This is a genomic window from Streptomyces sp. NPDC096013, assembly GCF_044763565.1.
Classification (GTDB): domain Bacteria; phylum Actinomycetota; class Actinomycetes; order Streptomycetales; family Streptomycetaceae; genus Streptomyces.
In genome coordinates, this window is the sequence record NZ_JBIWGK010000001.1 from 190,853 (window position 1) to 215,379 (window position 24,527).

The 24,527-nt window shown below is 71.8% G+C and carries 17 protein-coding genes and 1 pseudogene; 10 read left to right on the plus strand and 8 right to left on the minus strand.

The window, feature by feature from the left end:
• Nucleotides 1-56 precede the first annotated feature (56 nt).
• Both ACIRB1_RS00865 and rfbC read left to right on the plus strand, forming a co-directional pair.
• Complete coding sequence (locus ACIRB1_RS00865) at nucleotides 57-2,024, plus strand: glycosyltransferase family 2 protein (RefSeq protein WP_403464035.1); 1,968 nt, start codon at nucleotides 57-59, stop codon at nucleotides 2,022-2,024.
• Between the two features lie 68 nt (nucleotides 2,025-2,092).
• Nucleotides 2,093-2,701: a dTDP-4-dehydrorhamnose 3,5-epimerase gene (gene rfbC / locus ACIRB1_RS00870; RefSeq protein WP_352184785.1), complete on the plus strand. Its 609-nt coding sequence runs from the start codon at nucleotides 2,093-2,095 to the stop codon at nucleotides 2,699-2,701.
• Here the strand turns inward: rfbC and ACIRB1_RS00875 are convergent.
• From ACIRB1_RS00875 to ACIRB1_RS00900, 6 genes are all read right to left on the minus strand, one after another.
• A complete protein-coding gene (locus ACIRB1_RS00875) occupies nucleotides 2,691-3,494 on the minus strand; it encodes a class I SAM-dependent methyltransferase (protein WP_403464037.1) in 804 nt (267 codons plus the stop codon). The two genes, rfbC and ACIRB1_RS00875, sit on opposite strands and share 11 nt — an antisense overlap.
• The gene (rfbD, locus tag ACIRB1_RS00880) at nucleotides 3,491-4,372 is read right to left on the minus strand and encodes a dTDP-4-dehydrorhamnose reductase (protein ID WP_403464038.1); all 882 of its coding nucleotides are present in this window, start codon (nucleotides 4,370-4,372) and stop codon (nucleotides 3,491-3,493) included. Before rfbD ends, ACIRB1_RS00875 begins: the two co-directional genes overlap by 4 nt.
• Nucleotides 4,372-5,343 carry a dTDP-glucose 4,6-dehydratase gene (gene rfbB, locus ACIRB1_RS00885; RefSeq protein WP_352184783.1) on the minus strand — a complete coding sequence of 324 codons (972 nt, stop codon included), beginning with the start codon at nucleotides 5,341-5,343 and terminating at the stop codon, nucleotides 4,372-4,374. Before rfbB ends, rfbD begins: the two co-directional genes overlap by 1 nt.
• The gene (locus ACIRB1_RS00890; RefSeq protein ID WP_352184782.1) at nucleotides 5,340-6,407 is read right to left on the minus strand and encodes a glucose-1-phosphate thymidylyltransferase; all 1,068 of its coding nucleotides are present in this window, start codon (nucleotides 6,405-6,407) and stop codon (nucleotides 5,340-5,342) included. The genes rfbB and ACIRB1_RS00890 overlap by 4 nt, the downstream gene beginning before the upstream one ends.
• Before the next feature lie 91 nt (nucleotides 6,408-6,498).
• Nucleotides 6,499-6,783: a hypothetical protein gene (locus ACIRB1_RS00895; RefSeq protein ID WP_352184781.1), complete on the minus strand. Its 285-nt coding sequence runs from the start codon at nucleotides 6,781-6,783 to the stop codon at nucleotides 6,499-6,501.
• An 80-nt stretch (nucleotides 6,784-6,863) separates the two neighbouring features.
• Nucleotides 6,864-9,308, minus strand: a complete 2,445-nt coding sequence (locus tag ACIRB1_RS00900) for a SpoIIE family protein phosphatase (protein ID WP_403464039.1) — start codon at nucleotides 9,306-9,308, stop codon at nucleotides 6,864-6,866.
• A gap of 206 nt (nucleotides 9,309-9,514) precedes the next feature.
• Between ACIRB1_RS00900 and lanKC the strand changes: the two genes are divergently transcribed.
• The 4 genes from lanKC to ACIRB1_RS00920 all read left to right on the plus strand — a co-directional run bounded on the left by lanKC (nucleotide 9,515) and on the right by ACIRB1_RS00920 (nucleotide 16,085).
• Entirely contained in the window at nucleotides 9,515-12,115 is a 2,601-nt protein-coding gene (gene lanKC, locus ACIRB1_RS00905) for a class III lanthionine synthetase LanKC (RefSeq protein ID WP_403464041.1), read from the plus strand.
• 49 nt (nucleotides 12,116-12,164) lie between these two features.
• On the plus strand, nucleotides 12,165-12,281 hold the full coding sequence (locus ACIRB1_RS00910) for a SapB/AmfS family lanthipeptide (protein ID WP_352184778.1): 117 nt from the start codon (nucleotides 12,165-12,167) through the stop codon (nucleotides 12,279-12,281).
• An 88-nt stretch (nucleotides 12,282-12,369) separates the two neighbouring features.
• Nucleotides 12,370-14,148 carry an ABC transporter ATP-binding protein gene (locus ACIRB1_RS00915; protein WP_403464042.1) on the plus strand — a complete coding sequence of 593 codons (1,779 nt, stop codon included), beginning with the start codon at nucleotides 12,370-12,372 and terminating at the stop codon, nucleotides 14,146-14,148.
• On the plus strand, nucleotides 14,148-16,085 hold the full coding sequence (locus ACIRB1_RS00920; RefSeq protein ID WP_403464044.1) for an ATP-binding cassette domain-containing protein: 1,938 nt from the start codon (nucleotides 14,148-14,150) through the stop codon (nucleotides 16,083-16,085). Before ACIRB1_RS00915 ends, ACIRB1_RS00920 begins: the two co-directional genes overlap by 1 nt.
• On the opposite strand, the pseudogene ACIRB1_RS00925 reads toward ACIRB1_RS00920, so the two are convergent.
• A pseudogene (locus tag ACIRB1_RS00925) lies at nucleotides 16,008-16,589 on the minus strand (LuxR C-terminal-related transcriptional regulator); the annotation flags it as partial. The gene ACIRB1_RS00920 and the pseudogene ACIRB1_RS00925 overlap by 78 nt on opposite strands.
• Nucleotides 16,590-16,823: 234 nt before the next feature.
• Here ACIRB1_RS00925 and ACIRB1_RS00930 point away from each other — a divergent pair.
• Nucleotides 16,824-18,962, plus strand: coding sequence for a SpoIIE family protein phosphatase (locus tag ACIRB1_RS00930; protein WP_403464045.1), 2,139 nt, complete (start codon nucleotides 16,824-16,826; stop codon nucleotides 18,960-18,962).
• 85 nt (nucleotides 18,963-19,047) lie between these two features.
• Here the strand turns inward: ACIRB1_RS00930 and ACIRB1_RS00935 are convergent, their stop codons facing one another.
• Nucleotides 19,048-20,436: a S1 family peptidase gene (locus tag ACIRB1_RS00935; RefSeq protein ID WP_403464046.1), complete on the minus strand. Its 1,389-nt coding sequence runs from the start codon at nucleotides 20,434-20,436 to the stop codon at nucleotides 19,048-19,050.
• 755 nt (nucleotides 20,437-21,191) lie between these two features.
• Between ACIRB1_RS00935 and ACIRB1_RS00940 the strand changes: the two genes are divergently transcribed.
• The 3 genes from ACIRB1_RS00940 (at nucleotide 21,192) to ACIRB1_RS00950 (ending at nucleotide 24,526) form a co-directional block, all read left to right on the plus strand.
• Complete coding sequence (locus ACIRB1_RS00940; protein ID WP_352184773.1) at nucleotides 21,192-21,407, plus strand: type A2 lantipeptide; 216 nt, start codon at nucleotides 21,192-21,194, stop codon at nucleotides 21,405-21,407.
• 93 nt (nucleotides 21,408-21,500) lie between these two features.
• Complete coding sequence (locus tag ACIRB1_RS00945; RefSeq protein WP_403464047.1) at nucleotides 21,501-22,307, plus strand: HlyD family efflux transporter periplasmic adaptor subunit; 807 nt, start codon at nucleotides 21,501-21,503, stop codon at nucleotides 22,305-22,307.
• Nucleotides 22,304-24,526: an NHLP family bacteriocin export ABC transporter peptidase/permease/ATPase subunit gene (locus ACIRB1_RS00950; protein WP_352184771.1), complete on the plus strand. Its 2,223-nt coding sequence runs from the start codon at nucleotides 22,304-22,306 to the stop codon at nucleotides 24,524-24,526. Before ACIRB1_RS00945 ends, ACIRB1_RS00950 begins: the two co-directional genes overlap by 4 nt.
• Nucleotide 24,527 lies beyond the last annotated feature (1 nt).

The following is a 24,527-nucleotide window of genomic DNA, read 5'->3' on the forward strand; positions in this document are numbered from 1 at the left end:
ACCGCGCCGTTCCACAACAGGGGACGGGCGGCGCAAACAAGGGGGCTAGTAGCCGGATGTCGGTCAAGGTCAGTGTCGTCGTCCCTGTGTACAACCCAGGGCCTTATATCGAGGACTGCATCTCCTCTCTCCTCAGGCAGTCGCTGCCCAACGATGAGTACGAGGCGATCTTCGTCGACGACGGCTCGACGGACGGCACACCCGCGCGGCTCGACGAGATCGCCGCCGAGCACCCCCACATGCACGTCATCCACCAGGAGGCCTCGGGCTGGTCGGGCAAGCCCCGGAACGTCGGCATCGCCGCGTCCCAGGGCGAGTTCGTCATGTTCGTCGACAACGACGACTACCTCGGCGACGAGGCCCTGGAGCGGATGTACGACTACGGCGTGGCCAACGGCGCCGACGTCATCGTCGGCAAGATGGCCGGCAAGGGCCGCGCCGTGCCGGTGGAGCTGTTCCGCAAGAACTACCCGCACGCGTCGGTCGCGACCGCGCCGCTGATGGACAGCCTCACCCCGCACAAGATGCTCCGCCGCGCGTTCCTCGACCGCATCAACCTGCGGTTCCCGGAAGGGCGCCGGCGTCTTGAGGACCACGTCTTCGTGACCGAGGCCTACCTCGCCGCGGACAACGTCGCCGTGCTCAGCGACTACGTCTGCTACTACCACATCAAGCGCGAGGACGCCTCGAACGCCGGCTTCCAGCGCTTCGACCCCGTCGGCTACTTCAAGAACCTGCGCGAGGCCCTCGACGTCGTCGAGAAGTACACCGAGCCCGGTGCGGCCCGCGACAAGATCTTCCGCCGCTGGCTGCGCGTCGAGATGATGGAGCGCCTCGGCGGCGGCCGCCTCCTCAAGGCCCCCGACGACTACCGCCGCGAACTCCTCAAGGAGATCCGCGGGGTCATGACCGAGCGCTTCGGCCCCGGCGTCGCGGCCGGTCTCGGCCCGCGCCTACGGGTCGTCGCCGCCCTCGCCGCGGCCGACCGCTACGACGACCTCGTCGAACTCGCCAAGTGGGAGGCCTCCCTCAAGCCGCAGGCGGTTCCCGGCGAGATCGAGTGGCGGGACGGCAAGCTCCTGGTCCACTACCAGGCCGAGTTCGTCATCGACGGCAAGCCGGCGATCTTCCCCGCCGAGGGCGCCCCCGCGCCCAAGCACCCGGAGCCGAAGACCCTCGCCGAGGCGACCGGCATGCTGACGGCCGACGCCACCCACGTCTTCAAGAAGGCCACGGCCGACCTCGTCGTCCGCGAACGCACCAGCGCCGCCTCCCACTTCCAGCCCGTGCAGATCTCGCAGGAGACGGTCCCCGACGGCGACGGCGTCCGCCTGGTCCTGCACGCCACGGCCACCGTCGACCCGGCCACCGCGGCCGGCGGCTCCCCGCTGAGCAGCGGCCTCTGGGACACGTACGTCCGTATCGTCATCGGCTCCTGGAACAAGGAGTGCCGCCTCGGCCCCGTCCCGCAGCACGGCGAGAACGCCGGACACGCCGGTGTCGTCAGCGGCCAGGTCCTGCTCCCGTACTACACGGAGCCGCACGGCAACTTCTCCCTGGACGTGGACAAGGCGAGCAAGCGCCTCGGCCTCGCCGACCTCAAGCCCGGCGACTTCACCGTCACCGGCGCCCGCGTCGGCGTACTGCTCCCCTTCTACGTCCCCGCCACCACCGACGTACTGCTGCGGCTGACCCACAAGTCGTCCGGTACGACGCTGGACGTGCCCGGTGTGGTCTCCCCCGAGTCCTCCGGCGCGCGGCTGGCGGCCGAGGTGCCGGCCGCCGAGCTGAAGGACGCGGCGTGGAACGCGTCGGTGTGCCTGACCCCGTCCGCCACCGGGCAGCGCTTCCTGGCACTGCCGGTCCGGCTGACCGGTGACGCGGGCGGTATCCGGGTGGAGGCGGCGCCGAAGGCCCCCAAGTCCGCCGAGCCGAAGCCCGCGCCGAAGCCGGTGGCCGCCAAGCCCAAGCCGGGGCTGGCCCGCCGCGTGGCCCGCAAGCTGAAGCGCGCCCTGAACAAGTAGCGGTACCCGCACCCGTCGCGGTACCCGGACCAGCAGCAGTGCCCGAGCAAGTCGGAGGACAAGAGAACGTGCGATCACTGGGGATTGAAGGCGCCTGGGTCCTGGAACCCAAGGTCTTCCCTGACGACCGGGGCAGTTTCCACGAGTGGTACCGCGGCGAGGAGTTCCGCGAGGCCACCGGGTACGACCTGGCTCTGTCCCAGGCAAACTGCTCGGTCTCGCGGCGCGGTGTGGTGCGCGGAGTGCACTTCTCCGACGTGCCGCCGAGCCAGGCGAAGTATGTGAAGTGCGTGCGCGGCGCCGTCCTCGACGTGGTCGTGGACATCCGCGTCGGCTCTCCCACGTTCGGTCAGTGGGAGGCCGTCCGGCTGGACGACGAGACCAAGCACGCCGTGTTCCTCGCGGAGGGTCTCGGGCACGCGTTCATGGCCCTGACCGACGACGCGACGGTCGTCTACCTCTGCTCGACGGGCTACGCGCCCGGCCGTGAGCACGGGATCAATCCGCTCGACCCGGCGCTGGGCATCGCCTGGCCCGAGGGCTTCGAGCCGGTGCTGTCGGAGAAGGACGCGGAGGCGCCGACACTGGCAGAGGCGGAGCAGTCAGGACTTCTTCCGTCCTACGCGGACTGCTCCGCCTACTACGAGCGACTGCGGAGTGGCCGGCTCAGCGACTGACGCTGAGCTGCTCCACCGAGCGGCGCAGGGGCTCCCAGCCGCGGGACCGCTTGGTCCCGCGGTCCCGCGCTTTGGCGAGGGGGCCCCAGAAGCCGGCACCGAGCAGTGCTTCGGGCTTCACCGCGGTAGTGCGCTCCAGGATCGCCTCGGGCACCTTCTGCGGGTCCGGGACCTCGAACTCGGCGACGATCTCGTCGTACTTGTCCTTGAGGACCGTGCTGGTGGGATCAGCGCCGAAGACCACGAGCTGGCCGGTGGGCTGCGTGTCGACCAGGACCGTCACCAGGTCGGGACGGTAGCGGGCGAGGATCTCGACCAGCTTGTAGACGTCACCGGTCCAGGCGTCGGTGTGCCGGTCCCGGGCGGCCTCGTCGATGCTGCGCGGCAGCATGTCGTCGAAGACGATGACGCTGGCCCAGTCCGAGTGCTTCTCCACGTTGATGAAGTCGCGCAGCGCGTACTCGAACAGGTGCATGCCGTCGATGAACGACAGATCCAGCGTGGTGGTCCGCCACCAGCCCAACGGGCTGCGGTTGCGGGCCAGTTGACGCAGGGGGTGCCGACCGCCGCGCAGGTGGACCAGCGGGTTCTCCCGAGCGAAGAAGTCGTCGCTGGTCGCCTTGGCCAGGTGGACGTCACAGCGGATCTCCGTGACCACCTTGAACGCGGGATCGATCGCGACGCTGGGCACCCGGGAGAGCGTCAGGCTGCGGCCGTCGTTGACGCCGATCTCCAGGTAGTTGCGGTTCGCGGTTGACTTGTGGAGCCCCCGCAGGAACTCATGACGTTTCACGAAGAAATCTCCTTGCGGATGTGAGGAAGTGCTTCGTGCAGGGCGGACCGCCAGTCCCTCGGCGGTTCCAGACCGACCTCCCGCCACCGCTCGTGCCCGAGGGCGCTGTAGGCGGGGCGGGGCGCGGGACGGACGAAGGCCGCGCTGGTGGTGGGGTGTACGCGCTCCGGATCGGCGTCGATGAGCCGGAACACCTCCTGTGCGAAACCGTGCCAGCTGGTCTCGCCGGAGCTGGTCGCGTGGAACACCCCGTGCGCGCCTTCGACTTGGCCGATACGGGCGCCGAGATCGGCGATCCGTACGGCGACGTCGGCGGTCCAGGTCGGTTGACCGCGCTGGTCGTCGACGACGTCGAGAGTGTCGCGACGTGCCTCCAGCCCGATCATCGTGCGGACGAAGTTACCCCCACAGGCTCCGTACAGCCAAGCCGTGCGCACGACCGCGCTCGCACCGGGCAGTTCCGCCAACACGGCCTGCTCCCCGGCGAGTTTGGTCCGGCCGTACGCGGTGCGGGGTGCGGTGGGATGGGTCTCCGGGTACGGCGTGCTGCGGGCCTCGCCGTCGAAGACGTAGTCGGTGGAGACGTGCACCAGCCGCGCGCCCGAGGCGGCGCAGGCGCGGGCGAGGAGCCGGGGCCCCTCGCCGTTGATGCGAAGGGCCCGCTCCTCGTCGATCTCGGCGTCGTCCACGGCGGTGTACGCCGCGCAGTTCACCACCACGTCGGGGTGGTGCTCCGCGAACGCCCGGTCCACCGACGCGGGGTCGGTGATGTCCAGGGCGGCGCGGTCGAGACCGACGAACTGCTCACCGCGCCGGGCGAGTTCCTCCAGCACATCGTGGCCGAGCATCCCGCCGGCACCGGTGACCAGCCACTTCATCAGACGCGCTCCACCCGGGCCTTGAGGGGCTCCCACCAGGAGCGGTTGTCGCGGTACCAGGCGACGGTGTCGGCGAGGCCCGTGGTGAAGTCGTGCTTCGGGGTGTAGCCGAGCTCGTCGCGGATCTTGGACCAGTCGACGGAGTAGCGCAGGTCGTGGCCCTTGCGGTCCTCGACGCGCTCGACCCGGTCCCAGTCGGCGCCGCACGCCTCGAGCAGGAGACCCGTGAGCTCCTTGTTGCTCAGCTCGGTGCCGCCGCCGATGTTGTAGACCTCGCCGGCCCGGCCCTTGGTGCGCACCAGCTCGATGCCCTGGCAGTGGTCCTCGACGTGCAGCCAGTCGCGGACGTTGAGGCCCTCGCCGTAGAGCGGGACCTTCTTGCCGTCGAGGAGGTTGCTGACGAACAGCGGGATGACCTTCTCGGGGAACTGGTGCGGCCCGTAGTTGTTCGAGCAGCGGGTGACGCGGACGTCCAGGCCGTGGGTGCGGTGGTAGGCCAGGGCGAGCAGGTCCGAGGACGCCTTCGACGCGGAGTACGGCGAGTTGGGCGCGAGGGGGTGGGTCTCGGGCCAGGAGCCGGACTCGATGGAGCCGTAGACCTCGTCGGTGGAGATGTGCACGAACGGGGTGCGGTAGCGCAGGGCCGCGTCCAGCAGGACCTGGGTGCCCACCACGTTGGTGCGGACGAAGTCGGCGGCGCCGTTGATCGAGCGGTCCACGTGGGACTCGGCGGCGAAGTGGACGACCTGGTCCGCCTCGGCCATCAGCTTGTCGACCAGTTCGGCGTCGCATATGTCGCCCTGGACGAACTCGAGGCGGGGATGGCCGAGTTCGAGGTTCTCGAGCGTGCCGGCGTACGTGAGCTTGTCCAGCACCGTGATGCGGGGCGCGTCAGGGGCGTCCGAGGCGAGGAGCGTGCGGACGTACGTGGAACCGATGAAGCCGGCGGCGCCGGTGACGAGGAGATTCATGAACGGATCTGCACCTTGCTGTGGTCTCCGAGAACGAGGCGGTGGGCGCTGGGTACCCCCGGAGCGGGGGTCACTTCGACGTGCTTGCCGATGAGCGAGGACTCGATCCGGCCCACCCCGGCGATGGACGAGTCCTGGAGCACTATGGAGAACTCCAGCTCACTGTCCGTGATGCTGCAGTTCTCCGCGACCGAGGTGAACGGTCCGACGTAGGAGTCGCTCACGACGGTTCCGGAACCGATGACGACGGGTCCGACGATGCGCGAACGCTCGATGCGCGCGCCTTCCTCGATGACCACGCGGCCGATGGTCTCGGAGACGTCGTCGACCTCGCCGTCGATACGGCGGTCCATGCTCTCCAGGACGGTCCGGTTGACCTCGAGCATGTCGACGACGTTGCCCGTGTCCTTCCAGTAGCCGTGGATGACCGAGGAGCGCACGTCGGCGCCGTCGTCGATCAGCTGCTGGATGGCGTGGGTGATCTCGAGCTCGCCGCGCCAGGACGGCTTGATGGCGCGCACGGCGTCGTGGATGGCGGGCGTGAAGAGGTAGACACCGACCAGAGCGAGGTCGCTCTTGGGATGCTCCGGCTTCTCCTCCAGGCCGATGACCTGGCCGGATTCGCTGAGTTCGGCGACGCCGAAGGAGCGGGGGTCGGGCACGTGGGTGAGCAGGATCTGCGCGTCGGGCTTGTTGGCCTGGAAGCCCTCGACGAGTCCGGTGATGCCGCCGACGATGAAGTTGTCACCGAGGTACATCACGAAGTCGTCGTCGCCGAGGTACTCGCGCGCGATCAGTACGGCGTGGGCCAGTCCGAGGGGACGGTCCTGCGGGATGTAGGTGATCTTCAGGCCGAACTTCGACCCGTCGCCCACCGCCTCCTCGATCTCCGCCGCGGTGTCACCGACGATGATGCCGACCTCGGTGATTCCCGCGTCGGCGAGCGATTCGAGCCCGTAGAAAAGGACGGCCTTGTTGGCCACCGGGACGAGCTGTTTTGCCGATGTGTGTGTGATCGGCCTCAGGCGGGATCCAGTGCCGCCGGAGAGAACGAGAGCCTTCATCGCTTCACCTTAGCGTCATCTTCGGACGCGCATCGTTCCTCCCTGTGTTCGTTTGTTACGACCAGCCAACAATGAGCCGAACATGAGGTGTCTAAGGTGCCGTCGGGCCGGAGGTGCCGCCCGCCGCGCGCTGGATGTCGGCCTCGACCTCGGCCCGGTCCAGGCCCTCGTCCTTCGCGTACTCGTTCAGCGCGGCCTGGGTGTCGCGGGCGAGGTCGCGCCAGGCCCGCCAGGCGGTCTCGTAGGTGTCGGTCTGGGCCTCGGTCCAGGGTTCGTGGGCGGGGGCTCCCAGGGAGTCGCGCATCTCCTGGACCCGGGCGCGTGCCGCTTGGGTCGCGCGCTGCTTCTCGACCAGTTCTTCGAAGGTGTGTGCCACAAGCAGGCACCCCATCACGCCGGGCCCGCGCGCCCGTCCCGACCTGCCGTTACGTGCCGCAGAGGCACCCGTGCGGCCGTCTACCGGTCGAGGGCGATCTCGGCCCACACCTGTTTGCCGCCGCTCACCGGCACGGTGCCCCAGGCCGCCGACATGGCCTCGACGAGGAGGATGCCGCGGCCTCCGGTGGCCTCCCAGCCGATGCTGGTCGGTTTGACCGGGGTGCGCGGCGAGGAGTCGGCCACGGAGACGCGGAAGCGCCGGTTGACGAGGGTGAGGTCGAGGCGGACCGGGCCGTCGGTGTGCACCAGGGCGTTGGTGACCAGCTCGGAGACGACCAGGAGGATGGTGTCGGTCTCCTCGGTGACGCCCCAGGTGCGCAGGGTCCGCCGGGTGAAGCGGCGGGCGTGCCGGGCGGCCTCGGGGACGCGCCAGACCGTCCAGTTCTCGCGCCGGGGGCGGGTGGCGAGGCCGTCGTAGCGCATGAGGAGGAGGGCCACGTCGTCCTCGCGGCGGGCGTTGCCGAGCAGGGCGTCGGCGACGAGGCCGAGGTGGGCGGGGTCGGAGACGGCGAGGCCGTGGGCGAGGCGGTCGAGGCCCTCGTCGATGTCGGCCTCCTTGGACTCGACGAGGCCGTCGGTGGTGAGGGCGACGACGGTGCCGGGCTGGAGCCGGAGCGGGCTCATGGGGAACTCACCCTGGACCACCACGCCGAGTGGCGGGCCGCCCTCCGCGTGGGGGATCTCGGTACCGCCGTCCGGGTGACGCAGGACGGGTGGCAGGTGACCGGCCCGCACGTACCAGGCGGAACCTTCCTCCAGATCGACGTCGACGTAGCAGCAGGTGGCGAAGAGGTCGGTCTCCAGGTCGATGAGCAGGCGGTTGGCGTGCGAGACGACGACGTCCGGGGGGTGTCCCTCGACGGCGTAGGCGCGCAGGGCGGTGCGCATCTGGCCCATGAGGGTGGCGGCGCCCGCGTTGTGGCCCTGGACGTCGCCGATGACGAGGGCGACGTGGTTGTCGGGCAGCGGGATCACGTCGTACCAGTCGCCGCCGACCTCCAGCCCGGCGGTGGTCGGCAGATAGCGGGCGACGGCGACCGCGCCGGGCAGTTTCGGCAGGCGGCGCGGGAGCAGCTGGCGCTGGAGCATGCCGACGAGTTCGTGCTCGGCGTCGAAGGCGCGGGCGCGCATGAGGGCCTGGCCCGCGAGACCGGCGGAGGCGGTGAGGAGGGCACGTTCGTCGGGGCCGAAGACGTGCGGGGCGTCCCAGCCGATGAGGCAGGCCCCGGAGACCCGGCCGCCCGCGGACAGCGGGAGGACGGCGAGGCCACCGGGTCCGACCTCGGCGAGGGCGGGTTCCAGGTCGGTGCCTGCGGGCCAGATCGCGGCGCGGCCCTCGCGCAGGGCGGCGGCGAGGGTGGGCATCGTGCGCACGGGCGCGTCGGGCCATTCGGTGCGCCACTCCAGGCGCCACAGCTCGGGCCAGGCCTCCGGTTCGGGCGGGTCGAGGACGGTGACGACGAGGCGGTCGCCCTCCAGTTCGGCGAGCGCGATCCGGTCGGCGCGCAGCGGTTTGCGCAGGGCGGCGACGACGGCCTTGCTGACGTCGCGGACCGTACCGGCCATGGCGAGGGCGGCGGCGAGGCGCTGGACGCGGGCCACGTCGTTGACCCCGGAGCGCAGCTGGGAGGCGTCGCCGACGGTGCCGACGAGGCGGGCGGGGCGGCCGTCGCCGCCGGGCAGGAGCCGGCCGCGCAGCCGCAGCCACTTGGGTGACCCGGAGGGCTGGAGGACCCGGAACTCCAGTTCGCGGTCGCCGATGGCCATGTGGTCGGCCTCGACGACGGACATCAGCGAGGGCAGGTCTTCCGGGACGGTCATCCCGAGGAGGGTCTCGACCCTGCCGTCGAACTCGTGCGGGCCCAGACCGAACAGGGCCAGGACCTCGTCGCCGATCTCGACCCGCCCGGTGTCCATGGCCAGGTCGAACGCGCCCGCCGCCAGGTCCTCGCCCGCTACGGCCTCGCCGGGTACCGGGATCGCGACCGCCTCGGCGATCAGCGTGATGCACGCGCGGTCGTCGGCGCCGAAGCCGTCCGGGCGCTCGCTCACCGCGAGGAGGCAGCCACCGCCCCCGTCGCCGCCCACGGGCAGCGCCGCCAGGTGGAACCGCGCCGGGGGCAGCCGACGCGAGTCGCCGCCTGCGGCCAGTTCGGCGGGGCCGAGCCACACCGCGTGCCCGGCCCGCCACGCCTCGGCGGCCGGCGCTCCCCCGGACGCCGGATACCCGTCCCGCAGCCCGTACAGCGTGCGCGGCACCCCGACCGACTCGACCAGGCACAGCAGGTCGCCGTCGGCTCCGGGGGTGTACACCCCGGCGAAGCTCGCACCGGCGAAGACAAGCGTCTGTTCGAGGACCCGGCGCAGCCGTTCGCGGGGGTCGAGATCGACTGTGAGCGTTTTGAGGGCAAGTTCGGCCCGCTGCGTTCGCGTTCCGCGTCCCTCGGCGCCCTCACTGACCACGCCGCAATTACAGCGCTTATGCGCCGACTGCGCAGCCCCTATGACCGTTCCGTGGAGATGTGCGACCAGATGGACCCTTCTCCGGCTCGAAAGGTGCCGAACAAGTCTTTACGCGTGCGTAGCGCACAGGTTTCTCGTGACAGGCGTGACTGTCCCCCTCCGTGGCCCGGCTGGGAGATTCGAGCCGGGCCACGGAGGGGGACGACATGGACAAGCGGTACGAGGTGTACGCGCTCGCCGACAGACACTTCTACGAGACACCGGACCGCCTGTCCGGCTCCGGCACACAGACCGCCGCGCCCCTGTTCGACACGGCGCGCCGCGAGGTCCCGGAGGGCTGGAGCTCGGCCCGGATCGGGGACTGGCTGACGCTGACCCCGCTCGACGAGGACGGCGGCCCGTTACCCGGGCCGGCCCAGGGCTGGAAGATCCATGCCTCGGCCACCCGGGCGAACGCGGACCGCGTCGCCGCGATCGTGTGGGACTACTGCGTGCCGCGCCGCATCCCGTTCAAGTTCGTCCCGGGCCCGCACCTGCTGCACCTGCGCAACACCAAGTACGCGGGCCGCGACACCAGCGGCAAGTTCGTCACGGTCTACCCGGCCGACGAGGTCCGGCTCCAGGAGATCCTGCACGAGTTGGGCACGCTCCTGGAGGGCTTCGAGGGCCCGTACATCCTCACCGACCTCCGCTGGAACGACGGGCCGCTCTACGTCCGCTACGGCGCTTTCGCCCGCACCTTCGTCGTCGACGAGCGGGGTTCGCTGGTCACGGCGGTGCGGGACGGATCGGGCGCGTTGGTGCCGGACCGGCGGGCGCCGTCCTTCCAGGTTCCGGAGTGGGTGACGCTGCCGGCGTTCCTGGAGCCGCAGCTCGCGGCGCGCAACACCACGACGGTGGGCGAACTGCCGTACCGCATCGAGAAGGCGCTGCACTTCTCGAACGGCGGTGGGGTGTACGCGGGCACCGACACCCGGGACGGGCGCAAGGTCGTCCTCAAGGAGGGGCGGCCGCACGCGGGGCTCGCCTCGGACGGCGCCGACGCGATCGCCCGCCTCGAGCGGGAGAAGCTGGCGCTGGAGCGAGTCGCCGGGACCGGGGTGGTGCCCGAGGTGCGGGACTGGTTCCTGCTGGGTGAACACCGGTTCCTGGTCATGGACTTCATCGAGGGCCGCCCCCTCAACTCCTTCTTCGCGGAACGGCATCCGCTGCTCACCCCGGACCCCGACCCGGACGCGGTCGCCGCGTACACGGCGTGGGCGCTGAGAATCCACGCGGCGGTCGAGCGGGCGATGGAGGCGGTGCACGAGCGCGGGATCGTCTTCAACGACCTGCACATCTTCAACGTCATCGTCGCGCCCGACGAGGAGTCGGTGTTCCTCATCGACTTCGAGGCAGCGGCGCCGGCCGAGGAGAACGGCCGCCAGGTCGTCGCGCATCCGGGCTTCTTCGCGCCGCCGGACCGCCGGGGCATCGACGTCGACCGGTACGCGCTGGCCTGTCTGCGGCTCGCCCTGTTCCTGCCGGTGACCACGCTGTTCGTCGTCGACCGCGGCAAGGCGGCCCATCTGGCCGAGGTGATCGCGAGTCAGTTCCCTGACGTGCCGGAGGAGTTCCTGGACAAGGCGGTCGCGGAGATCACCCGGGGCACGGACACGATCGCCCCGGCCTTCGTACGGCCCGGCGACTGGCCCTACAGCCGTGACTCGATGGTCAAGGCGATCCTCGCCTCGGCGACCCCGGAGCGCGACGACCGGCTCTTCCCCGGCGATGTCGCCCAGTTCTCCGACGGCGGCGGACTCGGCCTGGCGCACGGCGCCGCCGGTGTCCTCCACGCCCTCGACGCGACCGGCGCCGACCGCCACGAGGAGGGCGAACGCTGGCTCCTGGACCGCACCGCGCCTCCCCCGGTCGGCACCCCGCTCGGTCTCTACGACGGTCTCGCGGGCGTCGCCCATGTCCTCGACCGGCTCGGCCACCGCCGACGCGCCCTGGACCTGATCGACGGCATCCTCGCGGAACGCTGGCAGAACCTCTCCTCCGATCTGCACGGCGGCCTCGCGGGCCTCGGCCTGGTCCTGGGGCAACTGGCCGCCGACACCGGCGAGTCGGAGCTGCGCGCACGGGCGGCGGAGGCCGCGGACATCCTCGTACGACGCCTGGCCGAACCGCGCCCCGCCGCACCCCGGCGACGGGCCGGGCTGCTGCGGGGTGCGAGCGGGCCCGCGCTGTTCCTGCTCCGGCAGTACGAGTGGACCGGCGACAAGCACCTGCTCGACGCGGCAACTACCGCTCTGCGCCAGGACCTTGAGTGCTGCACCGTGCAGCGCGGCGGCGGCCTGGAGGTCGACGAGGGGTGGCGGACGCTGCCGTACCTCGGCGACGGAAGCGTGGGCCTGGGCATGGTGCTCGACGACCTCCTCGCGCATGTCCCCGACGAGACAGGGGAGTTCGAGCGCGCCCGGGCCGGCATCCTCACCGCCGCGACCTCCCGTTTCTACGCGCAGCCCGGTCTCTTCCAGGGCCGCGCGGGGATGATCCTGCATCTCGCCCGGACGACCGCGCCGGGCGCCGACGCCGACCGGCTCGCCGAACAGGTCGCGGGCCTGGGCTGGTTCGCGATGTCGTACGAGGGCCAACTCGCCTTCCCCGGGCACCAGATGATGCGGCTCTCCATGGACCTGGGCACCGGTACCGCCGGGTGTCTGCTCGCGCTCGGCGCGGCCTTCGGCGATGCCGAGTCGGCCTCCGGGCTGCCTTTCCTGCCGCCGCTCCGGCGGCCCCTCAAGCGCGGCTCCGCCAACTGACGGAGTCGTGACACCAAAACACCCCGTCCCCACAACGAAAGGACATCTCATGGCACTTCTCGACCTCCAGACGATGGAATCCGACGAGCACAACAGCGGCGGCGGCGCGAGCACCGTCAGCCTGCTCTCCTGCGTCAGCGCGGCGAGCGTTCTGCTGTGTCTCTGACGACACGGTGAGTCCACGGCTCCGGGCGACCCCCTCGTGCGAGGGGGCCGCCCGGGGTCCACGCCATGTCACCCCGGGGGTCCGCCGTATGACGACACATGCCGAGGGCGACCCGGTGACCGGTCCGCTGCTGCGGTCGGCCGTCCGTGCCGCCGGGGTGCGCTGCGCGGTGCTGGGCGCGGTCGGTACGGCGTCCACGGCGTCCGCGCTGCTGCTGCCGGCGGTGCTGGGCCGGACCCTGGACCTTCTGCTGGCGCACGCTCCGGCGGCGCGCTGGGTGTGGGGGTGCGCGGGGCTCGTGCTGCTGACCGGGCTGCTGGACGCGTGCGGGACGGTGCTCGGCGGGACGGTCACGGCGGGTTCGACGGCCTGGTTGCGCCGACGCGTCACCGGGCACGTACTGGCGCTCGGGCCGCGCGCCAACACCCGTTTCGGCTCGGGGGAGTTGGTGGCCCGGCTGGTGGGCAACGCGGCGCAGGCCGGGACGGCACCGGGTGCGGTGGCGGCCCTGCTCGCGGCGCTGGCGGGACCGGTCGGAGGGGTGGTCGCACTGGCGTTGATCGACCCGTGGCTGGCGGCGGTGTTCCTGGCCGGGGCACCGGTCCTCACCTTCCTGCTCCGCGCCTTCGCGAGGGACACCTCGGAGTGCGTGGGCCGGTACCAACAGATCCAGGGACGGATGGCGTCGGCGCTCGCGGAGGCGATCGGCGGCTTCCGCACGATCCGGGCGGCGGGCTCGGCGGACCGCGAGGCGGCACGCATCCTGCGACCGCTCCCCGACCTCTCCCGCGCTGGCCACCGCATGTGGCGGGTGCAGGGCCGGGCCGCCGCACAGGCGGTGACCGTGGCCCCCCTGCTGCAACTGTCCGTCGTCGCCGTGGCGGGCTACCTGCTCACCCGGCACCGCCTGACGGTGGGCGAGGTGCTGGCCGCTTCCCGGTACGCGGTGCTCGCGACCGGCGTCGGCGTCCTCGTCGGCCATCTGTCGGGCCTGCTCCGCGCGAAGGCGGCGACGCGACGCCTGGACGAGATCCTGACCGTACCGGCCCCCAGCCACGGACACCACCAACTCTCGCCGGGGCCAGGTCACTTGGAGCTGCGCGAGGTGACCGCCCGGCACGGCGGACGCACCGTCCTCGACGGCATCGACCTGGTCGTCCCCGGCGGCTCGACCCTCGCCGTCGTAGGCCGCTCCGGCGCCGGCAAGTCTCTTCTCGCGGCGATCGCCGGCCGTCTGACCGATCCGGACGCGGGCGAAGTCCTCCTCGACGGTGTCCCGTTGCGCACCCTGCGCCACGACGCGCTGCGCACCGCGATCGGCTACGCCTTCGACCGCCCGGCCCTGCTCGGCACGACGATCGAGGACACGATCGCCTTCGGCCCGCGCCCGCCGTCCCCCGCCCGCGTCAGGGAAGCGGCACGCCTCGCCCACGCGGACTCCTTCATCCGCCGCCTCCCGCAGGGCTACGCCACCCCCGTCGCCGACGCCCCTCACTCCGGCGGCGAGTCCCAACGCCTCGGCCTGGCACGGGCGTTCGCCCGCGACACCCGCGTCCTGATCCTCGACGACGCCCTCTCCAGCCTCGACACGGTCACCGAACACCGCATCACCGACTCCCTCACCGGCCCCGACACCACCGGCACCCGTCTCCTCATCGCCCACCGCGCCACCACGGCGGCCCGCGCGGACCTGGTGGTGTGGCTGGACGGGGGACGGGTGCGGGCGGTGGGGACCCATGCGGAGTTGTGGGGGTCGGCGGCGTACCGCGGAGTGTTCGGGGAGGTCGAAGCGGTGGGGGGTGCCGAGGGTTCGGGCCGTTCGGCGAAGGCACTGCCCGGAGCGGGCGCACAGGGCGGGGCAGCCTGATGCCGGACGACGCCCCGCGGCCCACCGGGACCCACGCCCACAGCGACACCCCTGCCGAGTCGCCGCGGGCCACACCCCCCACCCGCCCTCACCCCTCCGGCACCCTCCCCCACCGCGGCCTCCGCTTCCTCCTCGCCCGGCGTCCCGTGCTCATCCGGCTCGCCGCCTGGTCCGTGCTGGAGACAGGGCAGACGTTCCTCGTGGGCTACGGGCTCGCCCGCGCGCTGGACGCCGGGTTCCTCGTCGGGCGGGGTGGCGTCGGGCTCGGCTGGCTCGGGTTGGCCGGGGTCGGCGTGGTCGTCGGTGCCTTCGGTACCGGCCGGGTCTACCGCGGTGTCGCCGATCTCGTCGAACCGCTCAGGGACCGGCTCGTGGAGCGGGTGGTCGTGCGCGGGGTGCGGGAGGGGAACGGCGGGGCGTTGTCCGGGCTGACGCAGCAGGTGGAGCTGGCCCGGGACACCTTCGCCGGGCTGGTGATGGTGTCCCGGTCGTTCCTGTTCACCGCCGTGGGCGCGCTCGCCGGGCTGTTCTCGCTCGACCCGCTGCTCCTTCTCGTCGTCGCGCCCCCGCTCCTCGCCGGGATCTCCCTGTTCGCGGCGACTCTGCGTCCGCTGGCCCGGCGACAGGAGACCTTCCTCCTCGCCGACGAGGCCCTCGCCGACGGTCTCGGCACGGTCTGCCCCGGGCTGCGGGACATCACGGCGGCCGGTGCCGAGGAACGGGTCGCCGCCGACACCGCCCGCCTCGTCGACAGCGAATTCCGTGCCGCCCGTTCCCTGGCCCGCTGGGGTGTCCTGCGCGTCGCGGCCCTGGCGATCGGCGGCCAGGTGCCGATCGTGCTGCTCCTCGCCACCGCCCCCTGGCTCCTCGGCCGCGGCGTCACCCCGGGCGGCCTGGTCGGCGCCCTCGCGTACGTCACCCAGTCGCTCCTGCCCGCCCTCCAGAACCTGGTCCACGGCCTGGGCACCAGCGGCTCCCGCCTCACGGTCGTCCTCCGCCGGCTGACACCCGCGTCGGCCACACCGTCCCCAAGCCCTGTCCCTCAACTCACTCCGCCGACGGACGACCCCCGGGCCCCCGCCCTCACCCTCACCTCGGTGACCTTCGCCTACGGCGCCGGCGGCGACCCCGTCCTCCGCGACCTCACCCTCGCCCTCCCGCAAGGCGCCCACCTGGCCGTCGTAGGCCCGAGCGGTATCGGAAAGTCCACGCTCACCGCTCTCGCCGCCGGACTGCTGCGGCCCGCCCACGGCACGATCCGGATGTACGGCCGGCCGGTGTCCGAGACTCTCGCCCGGCGCGTGCTGATTCCCCAGGAGGCCTACGTCTTCAGCGGGACCCTGGCCGAGAACCTCGGCCATCTGCGGCCGGACCCGGTACCGGAGGCGGAGCTGCTGGCCGCGGCGGAGGCCGTAGGGCTGGCCGCGTTGCTCAAGGACCTCGGCGGGCCCGACGCCCCGGTCGACCCCGCGGCGCTCTCCGCGGGCGAGCGGCAACTGATCGCGCTGACGCGGGCCTATCTGTCGTACGCGCCGCTCGCTCTCCTCGACGAGGCGACCTGTCATCTCGATCCCGAGGCGGAGGAGCGCGCGGAGCGGGCGTTCGCCGCGCGGGAGCGACCCGGTGGGGCGCTGGTCGTCGTGGCGCATCGGATCAGTTCGGCGCGGCGGGCCGGGCGGGTGCTGGTGATGGACGGGCGGGAGACCGCGCTCGGCCCGCACGATGATCTGCTCCGTCGCTCTCCGCTCTATCGGAACCTGGTCGGCAGCTGGTCGTCAGAGCCAGCCCTCGCCCTGGGAGATACGGATCGCGTCGACGCGGTTGCGGGCTCCGGTCTTGCGGGTGATGGCCGCCATGTAGTTGCGCACGGTCCCGTGGGACAGGTGCAGGCTCCCGGCGATCTCCGCGATGGAGGCCCCCTCGGCGGCCAGGGTTAACACGCTCAGTTCTCTTCGGGTCAGCGGCATCTCCGCGGCCTTGAGGAATCCGAAGCCCAGGGAGTCGTCAACGAAACGTTTCCCCTCGGCGACCCGGCGGATGGCGTGCACCAGCCGGTCCGGCGGGCTCGCCTTGTCGACATAGCCGAGCGCACCCTCCTCCAGAGCGCGTTTCAGCAGGCCGGGGCGGTGCGCGGTGGCCAGCACGAGGAGGCCGGGCGGGGTCGGGCCGGTGCCGCGCGGGCCGACTTCGCCGAGCGGCGGGATGCCGTAGGTGTCGGAGCAGTCGAGGTCCGCGGCGCAGACATCCGGCCGGACGGACCGGACATGACCGGGTGCGGTGCGCCACGGCGTGTCGTAGACCCCCAGGTCGGGTTCGCGGCGGAGCCATTCCGCGAGGACCGATCGCACCAGACACGCGTCGTGCACCAGAAGTAGCCGGATCACTGCCGTCCCCTCAACTAGCTGTTCGCCGGTTCCACGGTGGTTACACGGGTGCCCCATTGTTCGCGACCGCGACCGTGTCCGGGGCCGGAGATCCGGCCAACAGGGTGCGCGGGGGCGCACGCGGGGCGCCCGCACGCCGCGGCGCGCTTCGACTCGGGAGGTATACGACCGGGGCTTCGGGGGTACGGACACGCCCCGCCCGGCCGGTGGACGGGCTCGCTCGCCGTGCGCGTCGGGCGCCCTGGGTGGAGCCTGATCACGGGGACCGGGACCGCACGGCCGGACGAGGAGGTGGTCGGCGTGTCCGACGGAGGGGCCTCGGGGCAGGCGCCGGTCGGCAGGCCGATGCTGTCGCTCGCCCTGGCCGCGATGATGGACGGCGTCCACGCGCACTCGGGCGCGGTGTATCTGCTGGCGCCCGAGGACGAGGTGCTGGAGATGGCGGTGATGGCCGGGCTGCCCCGCGCCTTCGCGGCGCCCTGGGAGCGGGTCGGGCTGAGCGCGCCGATCCCGGTCGCCGAGGCGGTGCGCGAGCGGCGGCTGATCTGGGTCGGCGGCGAGGAGGACATGGCCCGCCGCTATCCGCGGATCGCGGTGGTGCTGCCGTACCCCTTCGCCCTGGCCGCGGTGCCGATCGCCACGGAGTCGACGGTCTACGGCGCGGTCTTCGTGACCTGGCCCGGTTCGCATCCGCCGGTCCTCTCCGACCGGGACCGCGATCAGCTGACCGCCGCCTGCGACCGGCTCGCCCTGCGGCTGGAGCGGGCCGCCGCGGAGCAGCGGCCGGTGCGGGCCGAGCCGGATCTGCTGACGACCGGCCCAGCGACGAGTGTGGCCGGGACGCTGGGCACGGTCGAGGCGGCCCGGATGGTGGCGCGGCTGCCGTACGGACTGTGTTCGCTGGATCTGCAAGGGCGGGTCGGCTTCGCGAACGCGGCGGCCGGGGAGCTGCTGGGCCTGTCGGCGGGCCGGCTGCTGGGCACGCATTTGTGGGCGGCCGTGCCCTGGCTCAACGACCCGGTGTACGAGGACCGTTACCGCGCCGCGCTGCTCAGTCAGCAGGTCACGTCGTTCGTGGCGCTCCGGCCGCCGGGCGAGTGGCTGTCGTTCCGGCTGTATCCGAACACGACCGGCCTGAGCGTACGGATCAGCCGGGCGCGGGCGGTGACAGAGCTGAGCCGTGCGGTGCCCGAGCCGGGTGAGGGACCGGCGCGCCTGGTGACCATCTCGCAGGTGCTGAGCCTGGCCGGGGCGCTCACCGAGGCGGTCGGGGTGCAGGACGTGGTGCAGCTGATCGCCGACGAGGTCGCGCCGGCGGTGGGCAGCAAGGCGCTGGTCGTCCTGGGTTCGCAGGGCGGACGCTTGCATGTGCTGGGGCACCGGGGCTATGTCGACCCGCATGTGGTGGAGCGGTTCGACGGGATGGCACTGACCGAGCCGACGCCGGGGACGGCCGCGCTGAACAGCGGTGTGCCCGCGTTCTTCGACTCCCGGCAGGAACTGGAGCGGCTGTACCCGAACCGGCACGCGACCCCGGACGGCTTCGCGGCCTGGGCGTATCTGCCGCTGATCGCGTCCGGCCGCCCGGTCGGCACCTGCGTCCTTGCCTACTCCGAGCAGCACCCCTTCCCCGCCGACGAACGGGCCGTCCTCACCAGCCTCGGCGGTCTGATCGCGCAGGCCCTGGAGCGCGCGCTGCTCTACGACGCGAAGAACCAGCTCGCCCACGGACTCCAGGCGGCGCTGCTTCCCCACACCCTGCCGCCGCTCCCGGGCATCGAGGCCGCCGCCCGCTATCTCCCGGCCACGCGGGGCATGGAGATCGGCGGCGACTTCTACGACCTGGTGACCTCGGAGGGGCTGGCGGCCGTGATCGGCGATGTGCAGGGGCACAACGTGACCGCGGCCGGGCTGATGGGCCAGATCCGAACCGCCGTCCGCGCGTACACGACGGTCGGCCAGGCGCCGGCGGAGGTCATGCGCAGCACCAACCGGCTGCTGATCGACCTGGGTTCCGAACTCTTCGCGAGCTGTCTGTATCTACGGCTGGATCCCGCGCGCGGTACGGCCGTGATGGCGCGGGCCGGGCATCCGCCGCCGTTGCTGCGCCGCCCGGACGGGCGGGTGCGGGTGCTGGACCTGGCGGGCGGTCCGCTGCTGGGCATCGACGCCGACGCCGTCTATCCGACGACGGAGGTCGATCTCGCGCCGGGCTCCGTCCTCGCCCTCTATACGGACGGGCTCATCGAGTCGCCGGGCGTCGACATCGAGGACGCCCTGGCCGAACTGGGCCAACGCCTCGCGGCGGCGGGGGACTTGCCGCTGGAGGAGATCGCCGACGAACTCGTGCGGCACAGCGCGGCGGCGCAGGAGCGGAACGACGACGTGGCGCTGTTGCTGCTGCGGGCCCGGGAGCCGGGACCGCGCTGACTGCCGTACAAGCAGGGCGGTCCGGCCCTCCCGCCGGAGGGCCGGACCGGTCCACCGCCGACCTGAAACGCTGAGAGCGGCCGGGTCAGTGGTTCGAGGTGAGCGAGGAACCGTCGTCGGCTCCGGTGCCGGTGCCGGTGTCCTGGCCGGTGCCGGTGCCGTCCGTGGCGGACGGGTCGACCGCTCCGGACTGGTCGCCCGTGCCGTCGGTGGCCGACGGGTCGACCGCTCCGGACTGGTCGCCGGTGCCATCGGTGGCCGACGGGTCGGCCGCGGTCGCCGACGGGTCCGCCGTGGCGGCGCCGTCGCCCGCACCCGCGCCGGCCGCGCCGTCGCCGAGGGTGGCCCCGGTCGCGGTGAGCGCGGCGGTGACCGGCTGGAAGAAGGTCTTGCCGCCGCTGGTGCAGTCGCCGCTGCCGCCGGAGGTGAGGCCGACGGCGCCGCCGTCCTGGGTGAAGAGCGAGCCGCCGCTGTCACCCGCCTCGGCGCAGACGTCCGTCTGGATGAGGCCGTTGACGGTGTCGACGCCGTTGGGGTCGGTCTCGCTCTGGAAGTTGACGGTCGCGTCGAGCCCGGTGACCGTGCCGTCGTGCAGACCGGTGGTGCTGCCCATCCGGAAGACCTGGGTGCCGACCGTGGCGTCCTCGGCCTGGGTGATCTGGACGGTCTGGCCGTTGCCCACGTTGACGTCGCTGGTGGTCTGCGTGGCCGGGTCGTCGTACTTCACAAGTGAGAAGTCGTTGCCGGGGAAGGTGGCCTGGTCGACGGTGGCGATCGGCTGGCCGTCCTGCGAGTCGGACCACTGCTTGGCCGCGACGCCGCAGTGGCCGGCGGTCAGGAAGGCGGGGGTGCCGTCGCTCGCGGTGACGTTGAAGCCCAGCGAGCAGCGGACCCCGCCCTGGTCGGTCTGGGCGAAGATGGCGTCGCCGCCGGAGACCAGCGTCTTGAAGGAGCCGGCGGTCTTCTTGACGGTGGCCATGTTCGTGCCGAGGCTCTTGACCGTCGACAGGACGGTGTCCCACTTGGCGCCGGTGACGCTGCTGTCGGCGAGGACCTGGATCTTGTTGGTCTTCGGGTCGACCGACCAGGCCGTGCCGGGCACGGTCGCCTTGGTCTTCAGCACCTTTGCGGCGGCGGCGAGTTCGGCGGTGCTGTTCTGCACCTTGCGCACCTTGGCGCCGGCCTTCTCCGCCTGCACGACGACGTTGTTGTTGTCGCCCGAGATCACGTTGACGACGAGCTGCTGGGTGGCGCTGTCGTAGTAGGACCCGGCGAACGCGTCGCCCAGCAGTCCGGCGAGCTGCGAGGAGAGGTCCGAGGCACCCGTCGCCTTGAGGGTCTTGGGGGTGGCGGCGCCTGCCGAATTGTCCTGGGACGCGTTGGCGTTCGGCAGCAGGATCGCCGCCGCTCCGAGAGCGGCGACACCGCCGATGGCTATCGCGGCCTTACGCTTCGGGATTCGCTTGTGACTCAAACTGCTCGACCTCCTGGGGACCGGGGTCTGCGCCGCCGTGCGGCGGCGATGGGGGGCGCCTGGATGCCCGTTGATACGCACGTGCCACATGGGCCGTTCAATTCCGTTTCTCAACTTCCTTTGCAAAATCGCGAATCGGCCATGCCCAAGCTCTGACCCCGCGGGGGCGTGCGACGGTCCCGGGCCCACGTGACCGCGCGCCGGGGCATATGCGCCCGGCAGACTCCGCCCGGCCCGGGTGTCCTGATCGAATCGGTGCCGCCCCAACTCGTCCGTACGCGGCCCGCGTTCACCCCTCCCGCGATTGCCACGCAGCGCGACCGGGCGGCGACCGTCCGTCGAGATCGGTGAGCGGAATCCTTGCTTCAGGGAATCTGCACAGCGCGTACCCAACGAAGTCACGGCACTCGACGGATCTGCACATGCGCACGCCCCCGGCACACCTTTGGCGAGGAGTGCCCCATTCCGCTTCGGCGCCGCAAGTGCTCCCGCGAACCGATGCCGTGCAGTGTGTGAAGAAGTCGCCGACACCTCGTGCCCGCGCCTGCACGGTTCGCGCCTCCTGGGGCTCAAGTGCCCTGGTGGGACAGGAGTTTGATTGGCTGCGTCCACCCGCACCGTGCTTTGATCCATCGCATCGCAGGGGCCGACAGGGCTCCGGAAACGGCGCCCGGCGCCTGCGGTCGCGGCCGTCGTCTGTCCCCAGAGGGGGCCGCTCCCCCCTTGTGAATATCCATATGAAGGGAAGTTCCCCCATGAACTCCACCCCCCAGGTTGAGACCGTCGAGATCTCCGACGCCGAGCTCGACAACGTCTCCGGTGGTCTGTCCGTGAACGCGCTCGGCACCGTGACCGGCCTGGTCGACGGCGTTGCCCCGGTCTCCGGCCTGGTCAACACGGTCGTCGGCACCGTCGAGGGTGTCACCGGCCTCAACGTGGCCCCGGTCACGAACCTGGTCGCCGGTCTCTGATCGCACCTTGTTCCACCGAGTCCCGGAGCCGTTTCCCGGCTCCGGGACTCTTGGATGCCGTAAAAGATCTCTCCCCTAGGTGAGGGAAGTCCCGTGCAGTTCCGCCAACAGGCCCTCGCCAAGCTCCAGTCGCCCGAAGAGCTGGATCTTCCGGTGCGCTTCGCGCGTCCGCAGGGCTGGCTCGTGCTCTCCGTGACGGTGGTCGTGGTGGCCGCCGCGTCCGTGTGGGCGGTGACCGGTTCGGTCGCGTCGACGGTCGGCGCGTCCGCCATCCTCACGCACGGGGAGGGCAGTTACATCCTGCAGAGCCCGGTGGCCGGGCAGGTCACCGCCGTCCTCGCGCGGCAGGGTGAGCGGCTGCCCGCCAACTCCCCTGTGCTGAAGGTCCGTACGAGCGACGGCGACTCCGTCGTGCGCACGGTCGCCGCGGGCCGTGTCACCGCGCTCGCCGCCACCATCGGCCAGATCATCCAGACCGGCGCGAACGTCGCCGCCGTGGAGAAGGTCGCGCACGCCGGCGATCCGCTCTACGCGACGGTGTACGTCCCCGCCGAGAACGCGGCCTCCATCCCCGCGAACGCCGATGTCGACCTGACCGTCTCCTCGGTGCCGACGCAGACGTACGGCGTGCTGCGCGGCCACGTGAAGGCGGTGGACCGGTCTGCCCAGTCGGCGCAGCAGATCTCCGCGTTCCTCGGCGACAGCCAGCTCGGCGAGCAGTTCACCAAGAAGGGCAGGCCGGTGGCCGTGCTGGTGAAGCTCGACACGTCGAAGCGGACGAAGAGCGGTTACCGGTGGTCGTCCGCCGACGGACCGCCGTTCGCCCTCACCTCGATGACCATGGCCTCGGCCTCGATCCGGCTGGCCGATCAACGCCCCCTCGATTGGCTGCTGCCGTGAGCCCCGCCCAGGACACCCGTTCCCGGCGCCGGTCCGCCCCGCCGAAACGCCCGGTCCCCACAGGCCGCGTGAAGACGGTCCGCACCCCGACCGTCCTCCAGATGGAGGCCGTCGAGTGCGGCGCCGCCTCCCTCGCGATGGTCCTCGGCTTCTACGGCCGCCACGTCCCGCTGGAGGAACTCCGCATCGCCTGCGGTGTCTCCCGCGACGGCTCACGCGCCAGCAACCTGCTGAAGGCGGCCCGCAGTTACGGCCTGACGGCCAAGGGCATGCAGATGGACACGGCCGCCCTCGCCGAGGTCCGCTCCCCCGCCGTCCTGTTCTGGGAGTTCAACCACTACGTCGTCTACGACGGCATGGGCCGCCGCTTCGGCCGGCGCGGGGTGTACATCAACGACCCCGGAAAAGGGCGCCGGTTCGTGCCCATGGAGGACTTCGACGCGAGCTTCACCGGCGTCGTCCTCGTCATGGAACCGGGCGACGGCTTCGAGAAGGGCGGCCGCAAGCCGGGCGTCCTCGGCGCGATGCCGGCCCGGCTGCGCGGCACCGCGGGCACGATGCCCGCCGCCGTCCTCGCGAGCCTGCTGCTGGTGGCGGTCGGCGCGGCGATGCCCGCGCTCAGCCGGACCTACATCGACATGTTCCTGATAGGCGGTCAGACGTCCCTGTTGGGCGTCCTGTTCGCGTCGATGGGCACCTGCGTCCTGCTCACGGTGGCGCTGACCTGGCTCCAGCAGGCGAACCTGCTGCACGGCCGCATCATCTCCTCCACCCTCTCCAGCGCCCGCTTCCTGCGCCATCTGCTGCGGCTGCCGGTGACGTTCTTCTCCCAGCGCAGCCCGGCCGACCTGGTGCAGCGCCTCCAGTCGAACGACGCCGTCGCCGAGACGCTGGCCCGGGACCTCTCGGCGGCGGGCGTGGACGCGGTGGTCGTGGTGCTGTACGCGTTCCTGCTCTACACGTACGACCCCCAACTCACCTACGTGGGCATAGGAGTTGCCCTGCTGAACGTGGTCGCCATGCGGGTCGTCATCCGGCTGCGCGCGACCCGTACCGCCAAACTCCGCGCCGACAGCGCACGGCTCACCAACACCGCCTACACCGGGCTCCAGTTGATCGAGACGATGAAGGCGACCGGCGGTGAGGACGGCTACTTCCGCAAGTGGGCCGGACAGCACGCCACCACCCTGGAGGAACAGCAGCGGCTCGGGGTGCCGAGCGCCTGGCTGGGTGTGGTCGCGCCGACGCTCGCCTCGCTCAACAGCGCGCTGATCCTGTGGATCGGCGGTATGCGCGCGGTCGAAGGGCACATCTCCGTAGGCCTGTTGGTCGCCTTCCAGGCGCTGGTCACCCGCTTCACCGCGCCGATCACCCGGCTCAACGGCGTCGCGGGCCGCATCCAGGACTTCGCCGCCGATGTGGCCCGCCTCAAGGACGTCGAGAACTTCCAGGCCGATCCCCTCTACTCCCGTGCGGGCGGCGCCGATTCGACCCGCCGGTTGCAGGGGCACGTCGAGCTGGAGAACATCACCTTCGGCTACAGCCCGCTCGACAAGCCGCTGCTCACCGGCTTCGACCTGACGGTGGGCCCGGGACAGCAGGTGGCGCTGGTCGGCGGCTCCGGCAGCGGCAAGTCCACGGTGTCCAGGCTGATTTCGGGTCTCTACACGCCCTGGGAGGGCGTGATCCGCATCGACGGCCACCGACTGGAGGACATCCCGCGCGGCGCACTCGCCGCCTCCGTGTCCTTCGTCGACCAGGACGTGTTCCTCTTCGAGGGCTCGGTCCGCGACAACGTGGCGCTGTGGGACCCGTCGATCCCGGACGAGGCCGTGGAGGACGCGCTGCGCGACGCGGCCCTGTACGACGTGGTGCTGCGGCGGCCCGGCGGCATCCACAGCCGGGTCGAGCAGGACGGCCGCAACTTCTCCGGCGGCCAGCGTCAACGCCTGGAGATAGCAAGGGCGTTGGTGCGCAGGCCGAGCATCCTCGTGCTGGACGAGGTGACGAGCGCGCTGGACGCGGAGACCGAGCTGGTCGTGATGGACAACCTGCGCAAGCGCGGCTGCGCCTGCGTGGTGATCGCGCACCGGCTCAGCACCGTGCGCGACAGCGACGAGATCGTCGTCCTCGAACACGGGACGATCGTGGAACGCGGGCGGCACGACGCCCTGGTGGCGGCGGGCGGCGCGTACGCCACGCTGGTCAAGGAGCGCTGAG